Here is a 16,071-nt window from a genome sequence, read left to right as displayed (position 1 = left end):
CACGCGGGGCGCAGCTTCTGGGTGCCGGAGTGTCGGTCGGGATCTCCGAAGCTGTGCCCCGTCTGAGAGCCGACGGCAGGAGCGGGTCCTAGGCTGGTCGGGTGAGCGCGTACATCGTCCGGCCGGCCCGCAGCGCCGACATCGTCAGCATCCGGAACCTGCTCCAGCCGATGGTGGAGCAGCGCATCCTGCTCGGCAAGGACCTCGCCGTGCTCTACGGCGCCGTGCAGGAGTTCGTCGTCGCCGAGGCCGACGGCGAGCTGATCGGCTGCGGCGCGCTGCACGTGATCTGGGAGGACCTCGGCGAGGTGCGCACCCTGCTCGTCCGCGACGACTGGCTCCATCACGGCGTCGGTCGGGCGATCGTCGAGCAGCTCGAGGAGAACGCGCGGGCGCTCGGGCTCACGCGCCTGTTCTGCCTCACGTTCGAGGTCGATTTCTTCGGCCGTCGCGGCTTCACCCCCATCGGGGAGCAGGTCGTCGATCCGGACGTGTACTCGCAGCTCCTGCGCAGCGGCGACGCCGGCGTCGAGGAGTTCCTCGATCTCGCGCACGTGAAGCCGAACACGCTCGGCAACACCCGGATGCTCAAGGTGCTCTGAGCCCCGGACGACCGCTCGCGCCTCCCAGGCTCGTGGAGGGGGATCGCTTAACCTGGAGGCATGCCCCGTCACTCCGCCGCCGTCTATCGTCGTCGGCGGTTGGCGGTGCTGTTGGGACTGCTCCTCGTCCTCGCGCTCGTCGGAGCCTCCGTCTGGCTCCTCGTCGCTCGACCGTGGGCGGCCGCCGACGGCCAGGGGACCGCACCCGCGCCGACCTCCTCCGCCACCGCCGGTCCGACGCCGTCCGGGTCAGCCTCGCCGTCGCCCTCACCCTCGCCCTCTGCGGACGCCACTCCGGCCGTCGTCGCGTGCGAGGCGAAGGACGTCGAGGTGAAGGCCGTGACGGATGCCGAGTCGTACGCCGACGGCGCTTCGCCGAAGCTCTCCATCTCGCTGACCAACAAGGGCACCAGGGACTGCACGATCGACGTCGGCTCCACGACCCAGGTCTTCACGGTCTCCAGCGGCTCGGACGTGTGGTGGCGGTCGACCGACTGCCAGGAGAACCCCAGCAGCATGATCGCCACACTCACCGCGGGATCCACCGTGGTGAGCAAGGAGCCGGTCGTCTGGGATCGCACGCGCTCCAGCGTCGAGACCTGCGCGCAGGAGAACCGGCAACGGGCTCCCGGCGGTGGGGCCTCGTATCACGTGGGCGTCTCGATCGGCGGTTTCCCCAGCGCCACCACCACCCAGATCCTCTTGTTCTGAGGGCGTGACCGGCACTTGTGCTGACAGGGCTCACTCTTTGGGATACCATAGAGGTGACTCTCCCGATATGCGGCAACATGCCATCCCCAGTGGCGTCGAATCACAGCGTCCCCAGCGCTTCGACACCGCCGCTCGAGAGTCCGAGGGCCCTCTCGAGTACCCCAGTCCCCAATGGAGGACTCGAGAGGGCCCCAATCTTTCCCCGGCGCCGCCGCGTCGCCCCGATGCCTAAGCTGGATGCATGGCAGCGAAGAAGGCGAAGTCCGGGAAGAGCGCGAAGAAGAAGCCCGCCCCCGAGGACTTCCGGTCCGAAGCGCTCGCGCTCGCGCTCGAGAAGCAGGACGTCGCCGCAGTCGCGCTCGCCCTGCGGCACGGCACCACCGTCGTCCCGCTCATCAAGCCGGGCGCCCGCGACAACCCGCTCGACAGCGGCGAGGTCTGGACCTACCGCGACCCGAACTCGGGTGACCTCGCCCTCCTGCTGTTCAGCGACGCGAAGAACAAGCCGGCGAACCTGCCGCCCGGCGTGGGCATCTACGACGCCACCTGGCTGCGGGCGTTCCTCTCCGCGCACCCGATCACGACCGTGTTCCTCGACATCGCAGGACCGCACCCGATGCAGGCCGACCCGGTGGAGCTGCTCAAGGCCCTCGACGCCTGACCTCAGCCGCGCTCCGGCTCAGAACGGCGGGATGTCCCGGTCGGGCCGACGGGTGCTGTTCCGTGCCCTGACGTCTCCCAGCGCGGCACGCAGCGTCTTCGAACGGTCGTCCACGACCTGCTCGTAGCCGAGTCGCGCGGCTTCGGACCGCCGCTGCGCCGCCTGCGTCACCGGCCGCACCTCACCCGCGAGACTGAGCTCGCCGACGGCGGCGACCGTACGCGGGACCGAGATCATCTGGATGGATCCGGCGACGGCGATCGCGATGGCGAGGTCGGCCGCGGGCTCCGTGAACCGCACGCCGCCGACCGTGGACACGTACACGTCGAGGCTGCCGGTGGGCACGCCCGCCCGGCGCTCGAGGATCGCCAGCACCATGGCCACCCGCGAGGAGTCGAGGCCGTGCACGATGCGGCGGGGGTTCGGGGCGTTGCTCGGCACGGTGAGCGCCTGCACCTCGACCGGGAGAGCGCGACGGCCTTCGAGGGAGATGGCCACACAGGTCCCGGGTTCGGAGGCGCCCTGCGACAGGAACAGACCGGACGGGTCGGGGACCTCGGCGATGCCGTCTCCGGTCATCTCGAAGCAGCCGACCTCGTCGGTGGGGCCGAAGCGGTTCTTCAGCGCCCGGATGAAGCGCAGCGAGGTCTGCCGGTCGCCCTCGAAGTGACACACGACGTCGACGAGGTGCTCCAGCACCCGGGGCCCCGCGACCTGGCCGTCCTTGGTCACGTGCCCGACGATGATGATCGGCAGGTCGCGCTCCTTCGCCACCCGGATCAGGGTCGCGGCGACCTCCCGCACCTGGCTGGGCTGACCGGCCGCGCCGTCGGTGAGGGACGACGACACGGTCTGCACGGAGTCGACGATGACGAGCTGCGGCTGCACCTCGTCGATGTGTCCGAGGATGGTGGCGAGGTCGGTCTCGCTCGCGAGGTAGAGCTCGTCGTGCAGCGCGCCCGTCCGCTCCGCCCGCAGCCGCACCTGGGCCGGCGACTCCTCCGCGCTCGCGTACAGCACCCGTCGCCCGCTCCGCGCCGCTTGCGCGGCGACCTCGAGCAGCAGGGTCGACTTGCCCACGCCGGGCTCGCCGCTGAGGAGGATCGCGGCTCCCGGCACGATGCCGCCGCCGAGCACGCGGTCGAACTCGCCGACGCCGCTCGTGCGCCGCGGGGCGTCCTGGGTCGTGATCTGCGTGATCGGTCGTGCGGCGCGATCGGCGGTCGGGGCGAGCGCGTTCACGCGACGGAGGATCCCGGTCTGCGCGGCCTGCTCCTGGACCGTGCCCCACTGCTGGCACTCCCCGCAGCGGCCGACCCACTTGGCCGTCGTCCACCCGCACTCGGTGCAGACGTACGCGGGGGGAGCGGGTTTCCGGGTGGCCATGCCCCCAGGCTATCGGCGGGATCAGACATCCCTATCGACCAGGCGATTATTCACGGCCCGGTTCCCCCGACGGCCACCGGTCCCGGTCGATAATTGAGACATGTCCAACGGCGGGTCCGTCTGCGGGCCGATCTCCAGCTACTCCCGGGTGCGCATCCTGCACCTCCTCTTCGAGGCCGGGCACTCCGGTGCCTCCGGAGAACTCGCGATCGGCGACCTGTGCGAGGCCACCGGCCTGCACCCGAACACGGTGCGCGAGCACCTCCAGCGGCTCATCGAGGGCGGCTACGTGATCCCGACCGTGGAGCACCGCACCACCCGGGGCCGTCCTCGGACGCTGTACCGTGCCGCCACCGGCGCCCCCGACGCCTCCAGCCCGGTCGCGCGGAACAAGGCCAAGGCCGCCGCTCGTCGCGGCGACCTCCTCCGCAGCGTCCTTCCCGGCATCGGAAGCGCCCTCGGGAGGGACGCCACCTACCAGCTCGACGCCCTCGTCGAGCACCTGGAGGAGAGCGGTTTCGAGCCGGTCGTGGATGACCGCGGGCTGACCGTCGACCTGAGCCCGTGCCCGCACGCGGCCGGCCGGCCGGAGGACCGCCCGATGCTGTGCCAGGTGCATCTCGGCCTGATGCAGGGCATCCTGGCAGAAGCGGGGGGTCCGCTCGAAGCCGAGTGCGTGCGCGAGGCCGCGCTGCCCTCCGAATGCACCGTGCAGCTGCGCGACACCGCCGCGCAGGCGTCGAACAGAACGGGAGTCGCTCATGGAATGGCTTGATCCGCTCGCCCTGGCCCGATGGCAGTTCGGGCTGACGACCGTCTACCACTACCTCTTCGTCCCGCTGACGATCGGCATGGCGCTCGTCGCCGCCATCTTCCAGACGGCGTGGGTGCGCACGGCCAAGGTCCAGTACCTGCACCTCACCCGCTTCTTCGGCAAGATCTTCCTCATCAACTTCGCGATGGGGGTCGTCACCGGCATCGTGCAGGAGTTCCAGTTCGGGATGAACTGGTCGGACTACTCCCGCTTCGTCGGTGACGTCTTCGGCGCCCCGCTCGCCTTCGAGGGCCTGCTGGCGTTCTTCTTCGAGGCGACCTTCATCGGCCTCTGGATCTTCGGCTGGGACAAGCTCCCGCAGAAGATCCACCTCGCCACCATCTGGTGCGTCTCGATCGGCAGCATCCTGTCGGCGTACTTCATCATCGCCGCCAACGCATTCATGCAGAACCCGGTCGGCTACACGTACAACGAGGTGACCAACCGCGCCGAGCTCACCGACTTCTGGGCACTGCTGACCAACCCCGTCGCCCTCGCCGCGTTTCCGCACACCATCTTCGGCGCGCTCATGTTCGCCGCCGGTGTCGTGATCTCGGTGTCCGCCTGGCACCTGGCCCGCGGGCAGCACTTCGACACCATGCGCGTCTCGCTGAAGTTCGGCCTCTGGGCGATGATCTTCTCCACCGCGGGCGTCGTGCTCACCGGTGACCAGCTGGGCCTGGCGATGTACGCCGCGCAGCCGATGAAGATGGCCGCAGCCGAGGCGACGTTCAACACGGTCTGCGGCGCCGACGCCTCCTTCAGCATCTTCACGCTGGGCACGCCGGACGGCAGCTCCGAGCTGTTCTCGATCCGGGTGCCGTACCTGCTGTCGCTGCTGTCGACCCACACGCTCGACGCCTGCGTGCACGGCATCAACGACCTGAACGCCGAGTACGCCCAGACCTACGCGAGCACCGGCCTCACCGACTTCGCCCCCGTCCTGTGGATCACGTACTGGTCGTTCCGCTGGATGATCGGCCTCGGCATGGCCGCCGCCCTCGTCGCCGTCGCCGGCCTCTGGGTCACCCGCAAGAAGGCCACCAAGCCGGTCGCGCCATGGATGTGGAAGGTCGCGATCTGGTCGTTCCCGCTCGCGCTCGCCGCCAACATCATGGGCTGGGTGTTCACCGAGATGGGCCGACAGCCGTGGATCGTGTTCGGTCTGATGTCCACCCGCGACGGCGTCTCGCCCGGCGTGAGCGGGCTCGAGGTCCTGATCTCGCTGATCGCCTTCACCGCGATCTACGCCGCGCTCGCCGTCGTCGAGGTGAAGCTGATCGTCAAGGCCGCACAGAAGGGGCCGGACACCGACGAACAGCCCCATGAGGAGACGGCTCAGCTGCCGTCGGTCGTGTACTGAGAGGAACGAGCATCATGGATCTCGCAACGATCTGGTTCTGGGTGGTCGCCTTCCTGTTCGTCGGCTACTTCGTCCTCGACGGGTTCGACTTCGGCGTCGGCATGTCGCTGCCATTCCTCGGCAAGGACGACGTCTCCCGCCGACAGGTCATCAACACGATCGGTCCCGTGTGGGACCTCAACGAGACGTGGGTCATCGTGGCCGGGGCCTCGCTGTTCGCCTCGTTCCCCGAGTGGTACGCCACCCTGTTCAGCGGGTTCTACCTGCCGCTGCTGCTCATCCTGCTCGCGCTCATCCTCCGCGGCGTCTCGTTCGAGTACCGCCATCAGCGCGAGAGCCGGAAGTGGAAGCAGGGCTTCGACCGGATGATCGTCATCGGCTCGGTCGTCCCGGCGCTGCTCTGGGGTGTCGCTTTCGGCAACATCGTGCAGGGCGTGGCGATCGACGAGAACCACATCTACGTCGGCGGCTTCTTCTCGCTGCTGAACCCGTATGCGCTGCTGGTCGGCGTGACGACCCTGCTGCTCTTCTTCCTGCACGGCGTGCTGTTCGTCGCGCTGAAGACGGACGGCCAGGTGCACGAGGATGCCCGGAAGCTCGCGAAGAAGGCCGCCATCCCGACGATCCTCGTCGCAGCCGCGACGGTGGTCTGGACGGTCGCGATCGCGATGGGCCGCGAGGCGCCGCTGCTGTGGCTGGTCATCGGAACCGGTGCGCTCGCGGCGGTCAGCCTGATCACGGCGGTCGGCTTCTCGCTCGTCCGCCGCGACGGGTGGGCGTTCTTCGCCGGCATGCTCACGGTCATGTTCGCCGTCGTCATGCTGTTCTCCGCCCTCTTCCCGTTCGTGATGCCCTCGACGATCGACCCGGCGTTCAGCCTCACGATCGCCAACGCGTCCAGCACTCCGTATACGCTGCAGATCATGAGCTGGACCGCGCTGATCGCCCTCCCGCTGGTCATCGCGTACCAGACCTGGACCTACTGGGTGTTCCGTAAGCGCGTCACCCGCCGGTCGATCGAGGGGGCTCCGGCGCACGCGTGAAACCCGTCGATCCGAGGCTGCTCCGATACGCGGCCGCCGCCCGGGGGTTCCTCCTGGCGTCGGCCGCGATCGGCGTCTTCCAGACCGCGGTGACGATCGCCTTCGCGTGGCTGCTCACCGAGGCGGTGGTCGGCGCCATCGCGGGTCGCGACGTCACGGTGACCCTGCTCTGGCTGCTGGCGACGGCGCTGCTGCGGGGCCTGCTCATCGCCGCGTCCGATGCGGCGGGCACGCAGGCCGCGGCCCGCACCGGGATGCAGCTGCGCGCGGCGCTCGTCGCAGCGGTCGGGCGACTCGGGCCGGGGTGGCTCGCCCAGCGGAACCAGACGCAGATCGCCGTCACCGCCGGTCACGGCCTGGAAGCCCTGGACGCGTACTTCGCGCGGTACATCCCGCAACTCGTCCTCACCGTCATCGCGACGCCCGTGCTCGTCGCGGTCATGTGGTGGCAGGACTGGCCGAGCGGGCTCACCGCCGTCATCACCCTGCCGCTCATCCCGCTGTTCCTCATCCTCATCGGCATCGCGACCCGCACGGTGCAAAAGAAGCAATGGCAGACGCTGCAGCACCTCGCCGCCCGCTTCGCCGATACGGTGCAGGGGCTGTCGACGCTGCGGCTGTTCGGCCGGGACCGTCGGGCGGCCGACCGCATCGAGGTGACCGCCGACGAGTACCGCCGCGAGACCATGAAGGTGCTGCGGTTCTCGTTCCTCTCGGGGTTCGCGATGGAGCTGCTGTCGTCGCTCGCGGTCGCGCTCATCGCGGTCGCGGTCGGCTTCCGGCTGCTGTCAGGAGACCTGAGCCTGGAGGTCGGGCTCTTCGTGCTGCTGCTCGCCCCGGAGGCCTTCCTCCCCATCCGTCAGGTCGGCGTGCAGTTCCACGCCGCGGCCGAGGGCGTCGCGGCCACGGAAGACGTGTTCGATGTGCTGGATGCGGCGCGCGACCGGGACCGCGGCGGGGTGCGCAGGCACGATCCGGACACGGATGCACGACCGAACCCCGTGGACTCGTCCGGCAGCCGTGCCGGAGTCGTGCAGGTGGCACACGGACTCGTGGTTGAGGGGCTCCGGGTGAGGGACCTGCCGCCGGTGTCGTTCGTCGCGGAGCCGGGGACGGTGACCCTGATCGAGGGACCGAGCGGCTCCGGGAAGTCGAGTCTGCTCGCCGCCCTCCGCGGAGCGGTGGACTACACGGGGACCGCGACCTGGGACGGACGGGACGTCGTCGAGCTCGCGCCGTCGGAATGGCTCGCCTGGGCCGGCCAGACGCCGGGGCTGATGCGCGGCACGGTCGCGGAGAACGTGGCTCTGGGCGACGCGGCTCCCGACCTCGCCCGCGTGCGCCGGGCCCTCGACGCCGCGTGCGCGGAGGGGATCGAGGCCGACCGCGTGCTGGGCGTGCAGGGCGCAGGGCTGTCGGGAGGGCAGGCGCAGCGCGTCGCGGTGGCCAGGGCGCTGTATCGCCACGACGGTGCCCCGGAGCGGATGCTCGCGCTCGATGAGCCCTCCAGCGCCCTCGACGCCGACACCGAGGAGCGGCTGTGGCGGTCGCTGCGCGCGCGGGCGGATACCGGCGCGACCATCCTCCTCGTCTCGCACCGCCGCTCGGCCAGGGACATCGCCGACCGGATCGTGGCGCTGGGGGTGAGCGCATGACCGAGACGACGCGCAGCGAGCGGGTCCGGGACATGCTCCGGCTCGCGCAGCCGCCGTTCCGCCGCTTCCTCCCCGGGCTGATCTGGGGGGTGCTGTCGGCGGCCGCCGCAGTGAGCCTTCTCGCGGTGAGCGGCTGGCTGATCGTGAGCGCGTCGATCGTCGACTCCCTCGTGCCGCTGTCCATCGCGGTCGTCGGGGTGCGGTTCTTCGCCGTGACCCGGGCTGTCACGCGGTACCTGGAGCGGCTGAGCGGTCACGACGCCGCGCTCCGGCAGCTCGCCACGACCCGCTCCGACATGGTGCGCCGCCTCATCCCGCTCTCGCCGGCGGGGCTCGGCGCCACCGACCGCGGGCAGGTGCTCGCGGCGCTCGTCGACGATGTGGAGAACCTGCAGAACCTCCCGCTCCGGGTCGTGCAGCCGCTTGCCGTCTCGGGCGTCGTCGCCCTCGGAGCGGTGGGCTTCCTCGCCTTCGTCTCGCCACCCGCCGCGCTGACCCTCGCGGTCTGCCTCCTCGTCGCCGCGTTCGCGGCGGTCGGGCTCGGCTGGATCTTCGGCTCCCGCGCGGAGGCCGCGGTGTCGGCGCGTCGGGCCGAGGTGTCCGCGGCCCTCGTCGACTACTTCGGCAGTCTCGACGTGCTCCTCGCGTTCGGTGCGGAGGCGCAGGCGCGGGAGCGGATCCGCGTCGCGGACGCCGCGCTGCGTCGCGTGGTCAGTCGGGCGTCGCTCGCGCAGGCCGTCGCGGCCGGAGTGGTGTCGCTGATGGCCGGGGCCGCATCCGTGTGGGCGCTCGCCGTGGCGGCTCCGGGCCTCGACACGGGGGCGATCGATGCGCCGTGGCTCGCGGTCGCGGTGCTCGTGCCGATGGTCGTGTTCGAGGTGTTCGGCGCCGTGCCGATCGCCGCGGCCTCGTGGCGGAGCGTGCGCGCGAGTGCGGAGCGCATCGTGGACGTGCTGCCCGAACGGATGCCGCCGGAGCTGCGGCCCGACGCGGGGCAGGATGCCGAGGTCGCGGGTGTGCCCGCCCTCGTCCTGCGCGGTGCCACGGCGCACTGGCCCGGAGGCGCGGCGGCGCTGACCGGCGTCGACCTCGATCTTGCGCCCGGGGAGCGGGTGCTCGTCTCCGGAGCGAGCGGGGCGGGCAAGAGCTCGCTGGCGGCCGCACTGGTCGGTTTCCTCCGCGTGGACGGCGAGTACCGGATCGGCGACCTCGACGCGGCAGCCCTGTCCGGACCGGCACTGCGGCGCATCGTCGGTCTGTGCGAGCAGCAGCCGCAGCTGTTCGACGAGGACGTGCGGCAGAACCTGCTCTTCGCGAGGGACACCGCCACCGATGACGAGCTCCTCGCCGTGCTCGACCGTGTGGGCCTCGCGGCCTGGGTCCGCGAGCGCGGGGGTCTCGACGCCCGGGTGGGCGACCGCGGTGCGCTGGTGTCCGGCGGCCAGGCGCAGCGGATCGCCCTGGCTCGCGCGCTGCTCCGCGGCTTCCCGGTGCTCGTGCTGGACGAGCCGACGGCCGGCGTCGACCCCGAGGCCTCGGACGCTCTGCTGCGCGACCTGCTGCGGGCGACGGGGGAGCAGTCGGTGCTGCTCATCTCGCACGTGGCGCCGCCTGCGGGGACGGTCGACCGGGTCGTGCGGATCGAGGGCGGCCGGACGGTCTGAGCCTCAGCCGACGAGGTTCATGTCGGCGGGCGGCTCCATCACGATGCCCTGCGCCTCGAACGCGCGACGGCGCTCCTCGATCCTTCGGTGCATCTCGACCTGGGCCTCGTCGATGAGACGCGGGTCGAGGTCGACCGTCGCCGGATGCGGGTCGCCGTGGTGGGCGGCGATGTACGCGTCGAGCTCGGGGCCACTGGTCCAGGAGGTGATGAGCGCGTACCGCGGACCCGTGCCGCGGTGCCACACGGCGTGCCAGAAGCGCTGCGTGTCGACGATGATCCGCGAACCGGCGCGCAGCGGCAGCCGCACCTCCGTGGCCGGGTCGAACCGGTCGGAGCGGAGGATGAGCATCGAGTCGGTGTCGTCGGTGAGGTTGTAATACCCGCGGACCACCCAGCCCGTGCCCGGCTCGTTCAGGCGGTTGTTGTCGTCCTGGTGCAGGTTGTAGATCGCGTCGGCGTAGTCGTTGGGCTGGAGCTCGATGACCCGGCAGCGGCCGATGCCGGCGCCCGGGGCCAGGGCACGGCGCTGCAGGGTCGGGGCGACCGCGACCTGCGCCGGGATCCAGACGCCGTCCTTGTCGGTGCGCGGGGGTGTGTGGTTCCAGAAGCCGTTGCAGTCGATGTCGCCGGCGTAGCTCGTCAGGGGTGCGAAGCGGGTGATGCCGGAGGAGCGCCAGCCGACGTACTCGAGGTCACGCCACTCGGACGGGTCCACCGGGGTGGTCTCGTCGTCGAGGACCACGTATCCGGTCTCGGCGAGCGCCGCAGACGTGATGAATCCCATGCTGCTTGCATCCTTCCCGTCGTTCTGCCCCCGGAGGCGGCGGGTTCTTAGGCAATCCTAATCCCGACCTCCCCTCGCCGACCCACCCCCTTGCGTGTGTCCCACCCCCTTCCGGCCGCACGCAGAGGGGTGGCTCGGCCGGAAGGGGGTGGGTCGGCGAGGGATATTCTGAGGGCATGACGCAGCCCCAGGGTGCCCTTCTCGTGGGCAGTGTGAACTTCGACGACGCCGAGACCACGATGCGCACCGCGGCGGAGCTGCTCGGCGACCGGTTGCGTCGCATCCCGGACGGCGAGGTCGGCAAGCGGTTCCACTGGATCATGTTCCAGCCCGACGTCATCGGTCAGGCGGACGGCATCGAGCGGATCGGCGACGAGCCCATCCCGTTCCCCGCCGGCATCGACGCCCGGGGCCTGCGGATCGCCGAGGGCGTGGACCCGGCGACGATCGCGCTCCCTGCGCTCGGCTACGCCTCCGCGGCGATCGAGTCGTACGAGCTCTTCGCGCGGCTGCGTGAGGAGGGAGTCGTCGCGGCGGGCACCCGGTTCCAGGTGTCGCTGCCCACCCCGCTCGCCGTCATCTCCTCGTTCTTCCACGGCGACGACCGGGCCGCGATCGAGCCCGTGTACACCGCCGCGCTACTCCGCGAGCTCGACGAGACCCTCGCCGCGATCCCGCACGGGGACCTCGCCGTGCAGTGGGACGTCGCGAGCGAGATGGGCATCATCGAGGGGGCCTCCGGCTACGGCGCCGTCATGGAGGCGTGGTGGCCGGGCGATTCGTTCGACGGACTCGTCTCGCGGCTCGGCGCGCTCGTCGATGCTGTCCCGGACGACGTCGAGGTGGGCGTGCACCTCTGCTACGGCGACGCGGGGGAGAAGCATTTCTTCGAGCCGACCGACGCCGGCGCGCTCGTCCGCTACGCCAACGCCGTCATCGCCGCGGCCCACCGTCCGCTCACCTGGCTGCACCTTCCCGTGCCGATCGGTCACGACGACGAGGCCTACTTCGCTCCGCTCGCCGAGCTCACCCCGGTCGAGGAGCTCTACCTCGGACTCGTGCACCGGGAGGACGGCGCGGAGGGTGCGCGTCGCCGGATCGCCGCCGCCGTCCCATTCGCCCCGGAGTTCGGCGTCGCCACGGAGTGCGGCATCGGCCGCGCCCCCGCCGGCTCCACGGAGGGCATCCTCCGCGCCCACGCCGAGGTCGCCACCGCCTGGTGACCCGCCGATTCGCGCGCTCGGCCCCGGTGTCGTAAACTGATCCGCGGTGACGTGTCCGAGCGGCCGAAGGTGCAACTCTCGAAAAGTTGTGTAGGGTAACCCCCTACCGTGGGTTCAAATCCCACCGTCACCGCCACCACGAAGGCCCCGACTCCCCTGGAAACACGGAGATGCGGGGCCTTCGTCCTGTCGGCTATCCCGAGCGTGATAACGTAGATGTCGTTCACGGGCCTATGGCGCAGTTGGTAGCGCGCCTCGTTCGCATCGAGGAGGTCAGGGGTTCGAATCCCCTTAGGTCCACAGGAACAGAACGCAAGAGCCTCGCCCCGCATCTCGCAGGGCGAGGTTCTTTCGTTGAAGCGCTGGGCCGGACCGACCGCTGCGACGAGACCGCTCGGCAGCGGCGGGGGTTCGATTCCGTGCCCCTAGGCTGAGGACATGGACGCGACGCCCAGCGAATCCGGCTCGACCCTGCACACGCATGCCGTCGACAGCCAGCGCCGTGCCGCGGCCCTCGGCGAGGGGGATCGCGTGCTGTCGCGCACGCAGAAGGTGTATGTGGCGCTCAGGGACGACATCGTCCGCACCCGGCTCGCCCCGGGCGAGGTCGTCATCGAACCGGAGCTGGCCGCGCGCTTCGGGGTGTCGAAGACGCCCGTGCGCGAGGCCCTGCAGATCCTCGTCGTCGAGGGGCTCGTCGTCGCCCTTCCCCGGCGCGGATACGTCGTCCGCCCGCTGGGCATCAACGAGGTGCGCGAGGTGCTCGATCTGCGCCTGATCATCGAACCGCCGATGGCGGCGGGTGCGACGCGCTACGGCAACGAGGCTTTCATCGAGGAGCTCAGCTCGATCCTGGACGCGCAGCGCAGCGGCTCCGGCACGGCGGAGCTGACCGATGCGGCGCGCGCTTTCCACGAGTGCATCCTCGGCGCGGCGCGCAACGCTCGGGCTAAGACGCTCATGAGCGGCCTGTTCGACGAGACGACACGGAGTCATCACCTGATCCCGGCGATCGATGCGCGAATCCACTCGGACGTCGAGAACAACGGACACCAGCAGGTGCTGGAGGCGATCCGCACCGGCGATCCGCAGGCTGCCGAGGAGGCCATGCGCGGCCACCTCGTGGAGCTGCGGGAGTTCGTCCTCCAGGCATTCCTCGAAGCCTGACCCGCGCTCGTCGCGAAGGAGCGACCCTCTGGTCGTGTCAGATATATCTGACGCATATCGCTATTGTGCCCGAGATATTTGGTGGCTATGGTGGTGCCGACACCGCGGTCGGCTCTTCGACCGGCCCGGGGCTGCCGAGAGGAACCAGGACTTTTGCGACGCCGCATCCGCACCTTCACCGAGCTGCTGAGCTTCGCTCCGCCGGCGCTTCCCACCGAGGCGACGCGCGTGGCGGAGGCACGTAGCCTCGGCGACCTCCGCCGGCTCGCGAAGCGTCGCGTGCCCGGATTCGTCTTCGACTACGTCGAGGGTGCCGCGGTGACCGAGCAAGCCGCCCGAGACAACGAGTCGGCCTTCGCCCGCCGGAGGTTCGTGCCCTCCGTCACGGAGAGCGCAGCCGGAGCGTCGCTCACCACCCGCCTGCTGGGACGCGAGCATGCGATGCCGATCGGCATCGCCCCCATCGGCCTCACCGCCCTCATGCGCGCGGCCGGCGAGACCGACGGGGTCCGCGCGGCTGCGAACCGCGATGTGCCGTTCGTGCTCTCCACGATGGGCACGCGGAGCATCGAGGACGTCGCCGACGCGGCGCCCGCTGCACGGCGTTGGTTCCAGCTCTACCTGCGGCGGGATCGTGCCGCGTCGCTCGCCCTCATCGAGCGGGCTGCTGCGGCGGGTTTCGACACCCTCGTGCTGACCGTCGACACCCGGGTGCCCGGGCAGCGCTACCGCGACGACCGCAACCGACTCTCGATGCCGCCGCGTCTGACGCTGCGCACCGCCGTGCAGTCGGCGCTGCATCCCGCGTGGTCGCTCGATCTGCTGGCACACGATGCACCGGCCATGGCGAACTTCGGGCCCCGATCCGGAAGCGTCACCGACGTGGTCAGCAGCATGTTCGATCCCGCGCTGTCCTTGGACGACGTGCGCTGGCTGCGGGGGAACTGGGACGGGCCGATCGTCGTGAAGGGCGTGCTCTCCGCCATCGACGCCGAGCGCTTCATCGACGCCGGAGCGGACGCCATCTGGGTCTCCAACCACGGCGGTCGCCAACTCGACCGTGCGATCGCGCCCATCGAGGTCGTCGGTGCGGTGCGCGCCGCCGTCGGCGACGACGTCCCGATCCTCCTCGACTCCGGCATCCGCAGCGGCCTCGACGTCGTGGCCGCGATCGCGTGCGGAGCCGACTTCGTCTTCCTCGGCCGGGGGTACATGTACGGCCTCATGGCAGGCGGACGGATCGGGGTGGAGCGCGCGCTCGACCTCATGGCGAACGAGACCCTGTCGACGATGCAGCTTCTCGGCGTGCGCACGACCGCCGAACTGCGCGGCCGCGGGAGCGCCGTCCTCGCGCCGACCGGATAACCACGACCACGCCAGCACTTTTCAATGACGAAAGGACGCCCCATGGCCAACGAACAGCAGCGCACCATGACCCCGCAGGCGAGGCGGGCGATCGCCGCAGCCTATTTCGGCACGCTCATCGAGTGGTACGACTACGCGCTCTACGGCGCCGCCGCCGGCCTCGTGATCGGCCCGCTCTTCTTCCCGGACGTCATCCCCGCCTCCGCCTCGATGCTCGCCTTCGCGACCTTCGCCGTCGGGTTCGTGGTGCGGCCGCTCGGCGGCCTCATCATCTCCCACCTCGGCGACCGGGTCGGCCGGAAGCCCGCGATGATCCTGACCATCGTGCTCATGGGGATCGCGACCGTGGGCATCGGGCTCCTCCCGACTGCCGAGGCGATCGGGGTGGCGGCGCCGATCCTGCTGATCCTGTTCCGCTTCATCCAGGGCTTCGGCGCCGGTGCGGAACTCGCCGGTGCGCTCACGCTCGTCGCCGAGTACGCGCCAGAGCGCCGCCGAGGGCGGGTCATCGGACTGGTCACCTCAGGCGCCCCTGGTGGAGCGTTCCTCGCGACTCTGGCCTTCACCTTCGCCTCGATGCTGCCCGGCGACGTGCTCCTCGGCGGGGCCTGGCGCATTCCGTTCCTGGTCTCCGCCGTCCTGTTCGTCCTGGCGCTCTGGATCCGTCGTCGCCTCGAGGAGACGCCCGAGTACCGGGAAGCGGTGACGAACGCGGAGCAGTCCGCGACGAAGGTGCCCTTGGCGGAGCTGTTCCGCCGCAGCCCCCGCGAGCTCGTCATCGGCTTCTTCAGCGTCTGCGGGCACAACGTGACGAACTACGTGCTGAGCGCCTTCGCGCTGAGCTACCTCACGCTGACGGTCGGGATGCCCCGGGTCGAGGCGCTGATCGCGGTCCTGGTGTCCTCACTGCTCACCGCCTTCGCTCCTGTCCTCGGCGGCGTCGCGGTCGATCGCTTCGGGGCCAAGCGCGTGGTGATGTTCGGCTCGGTCGCCGGGATCGTCCTCACGTACCCGGTCTTCCTCTCCCTGCAGTCCGGCGACCCGGTGCTGGCTGCTCTCGGGATGACGGCGCTCGGCGTCATCGCCGTGGGTGCGACCGCGGCGTCCACCGGGACCTTCCTCACGAACCTCTTCCCGACCAGGTACCGCTTCACCGGCGTCGCGACGGCCCGGGAGCTCAACGGCGCGCTGGTCGCCGGCCCGACTCCGCTCATCGCCACCGCGCTCGTCGCGGCCGCCGGGGGAGGGCTCTGGCTCGTGGTGCTGTTCGTCATCGCCGCCTGCCTCGTGTCGCTCGTCGCGGTGGTCGCCACGCCGAAGCGGATCGGCGACCTGCAGCCCGAGGAGGCGTCCGGTCCGTCGGTGACCGCGCCGGCCGAGAGGGTGTCGGACGGAGCGGGAGGAGGCGACACGCCCGGGAATCGGCGGTGATTTGCCCGATGCCTGGAACCCACGTAAGTTATTACCTGTTCGCCCCAAACGGTTGAGCGGAGGTCCTCGGACCGGCTCCCGTCAAGCAGCTAACACCTCCCGAATCCCACACACTCACTGAGTGAACAAGATGAAGGATGCTGATCCGTTCCCACGGTCGGGCCGAAGAAACTCGGACTTGACAACGGAAACGAGATCGG

General features: G+C 70.5%; 14 protein-coding genes and 2 tRNA genes. 14 read left to right on the top strand and 2 right to left on the bottom strand.

Annotated elements, in window-relative coordinates:
• Positions 1-101: 101 nt before the first annotated feature.
• The 3 genes from M4D53_RS17280 (at position 102) to M4D53_RS17270 (ending at position 1,974) form a co-directional block, all read left to right on the top strand.
• Complete coding sequence (locus tag M4D53_RS17280; protein WP_259955273.1) at positions 102-602, top strand: amino-acid N-acetyltransferase; 501 nt, start codon at positions 102-104, stop codon at positions 600-602.
• A 60-nt stretch (positions 603-662) separates the two neighbouring features.
• Positions 663-1,313, top strand: a complete 651-nt coding sequence (locus tag M4D53_RS17275) for a hypothetical protein (protein ID WP_187662437.1) — start codon at positions 663-665, stop codon at positions 1,311-1,313.
• 241 nt (positions 1,314-1,554) lie between these two features.
• Positions 1,555-1,974 (top strand): dehydrogenase, encoded by a 420-nt coding sequence (locus M4D53_RS17270; RefSeq protein ID WP_187662436.1) that lies wholly within the window; start codon positions 1,555-1,557, stop codon positions 1,972-1,974.
• Between the two features lie 18 nt (positions 1,975-1,992).
• On the opposite strand, the gene radA is transcribed toward M4D53_RS17270, so the two are convergent.
• Positions 1,993-3,360, bottom strand: a complete 1,368-nt coding sequence (gene radA, locus M4D53_RS17265; RefSeq protein ID WP_187662435.1) for a DNA repair protein RadA — start codon at positions 3,358-3,360, stop codon at positions 1,993-1,995.
• A 100-nt stretch (positions 3,361-3,460) separates the two neighbouring features.
• Here radA and M4D53_RS17260 point away from each other — a divergent pair, with 100 nt between their 5' ends.
• From M4D53_RS17260 to cydC, 5 genes are read left to right on the top strand one after another with little or no spacing between them, the layout of a single operon-like run.
• Positions 3,461-4,135 (top strand): helix-turn-helix transcriptional regulator, encoded by a 675-nt coding sequence (locus M4D53_RS17260; RefSeq protein WP_259955272.1) that lies wholly within the window; start codon positions 3,461-3,463, stop codon positions 4,133-4,135.
• Complete coding sequence (locus tag M4D53_RS17255; RefSeq protein WP_187662433.1) at positions 4,122-5,537, top strand: cytochrome ubiquinol oxidase subunit I; 1,416 nt, start codon at positions 4,122-4,124, stop codon at positions 5,535-5,537. Before M4D53_RS17260 ends, M4D53_RS17255 begins: the two co-directional genes overlap by 14 nt.
• Before the next feature lie 14 nt (positions 5,538-5,551).
• A complete protein-coding gene (gene cydB / locus M4D53_RS17250; protein WP_259955271.1) occupies positions 5,552-6,580 on the top strand; it encodes a cytochrome d ubiquinol oxidase subunit II in 1,029 nt (342 codons plus the stop codon).
• Complete coding sequence (cydD, locus tag M4D53_RS17245) at positions 6,577-8,235, top strand: thiol reductant ABC exporter subunit CydD (RefSeq protein WP_259955270.1); 1,659 nt, start codon at positions 6,577-6,579, stop codon at positions 8,233-8,235. The genes cydB and cydD overlap by 4 nt, the downstream gene beginning before the upstream one ends.
• Positions 8,232-9,899, top strand: a complete 1,668-nt coding sequence (cydC, locus tag M4D53_RS17240; RefSeq protein ID WP_259955269.1) for a thiol reductant ABC exporter subunit CydC — start codon at positions 8,232-8,234, stop codon at positions 9,897-9,899. The genes cydD and cydC overlap by 4 nt, the downstream gene beginning before the upstream one ends.
• Positions 9,900-9,902: 3 nt before the next feature.
• Here cydC and M4D53_RS17235 read toward each other — a convergent pair whose 3' ends face one another.
• On the bottom strand, positions 9,903-10,685 hold the full coding sequence (locus M4D53_RS17235; RefSeq protein WP_259955268.1) for a hypothetical protein: 783 nt from the start codon (positions 10,683-10,685) through the stop codon (positions 9,903-9,905).
• Between the two features lie 176 nt (positions 10,686-10,861).
• Between M4D53_RS17235 and M4D53_RS17230 the strand changes: the two genes are divergently transcribed.
• From M4D53_RS17230 to M4D53_RS17205, 6 genes are all read left to right on the top strand, one after another.
• Positions 10,862-11,908 (top strand): hypothetical protein, encoded by a 1,047-nt coding sequence (locus tag M4D53_RS17230; protein WP_259955267.1) that lies wholly within the window; start codon positions 10,862-10,864, stop codon positions 11,906-11,908.
• 45 nt (positions 11,909-11,953) lie between these two features.
• Positions 11,954-12,044: transfer RNA gene (locus tag M4D53_RS17225), tRNA-Ser, on the top strand.
• Between the two features lie 91 nt (positions 12,045-12,135).
• Positions 12,136-12,208 (top strand) — tRNA-Ala (locus M4D53_RS17220).
• Positions 12,209-12,346: 138 nt separating this feature from the next.
• On the top strand, positions 12,347-13,075 hold the full coding sequence (locus tag M4D53_RS17215; RefSeq protein ID WP_259955266.1) for a GntR family transcriptional regulator: 729 nt from the start codon (positions 12,347-12,349) through the stop codon (positions 13,073-13,075).
• 153 nt (positions 13,076-13,228) lie between these two features.
• Complete coding sequence (locus M4D53_RS17210; protein ID WP_259955265.1) at positions 13,229-14,440, top strand: alpha-hydroxy acid oxidase; 1,212 nt, start codon at positions 13,229-13,231, stop codon at positions 14,438-14,440.
• A gap of 42 nt (positions 14,441-14,482) precedes the next feature.
• A complete protein-coding gene (locus tag M4D53_RS17205) occupies positions 14,483-15,871 on the top strand; it encodes an MFS transporter (protein WP_259955264.1) in 1,389 nt (462 codons plus the stop codon).
• Positions 15,872-16,071: the final 200 nt, after the last annotated feature.

It is taken from the genome of Microbacterium meiriae, assembly GCF_025143875.1.
Lineage (GTDB): Bacteria > Actinomycetota > Actinomycetes > Actinomycetales > Microbacteriaceae > Microbacterium > Microbacterium meiriae.
Note: the sequence above shows the minus strand (reverse complement) of the source record. Positions and strands in the feature narration are given on the sequence as shown.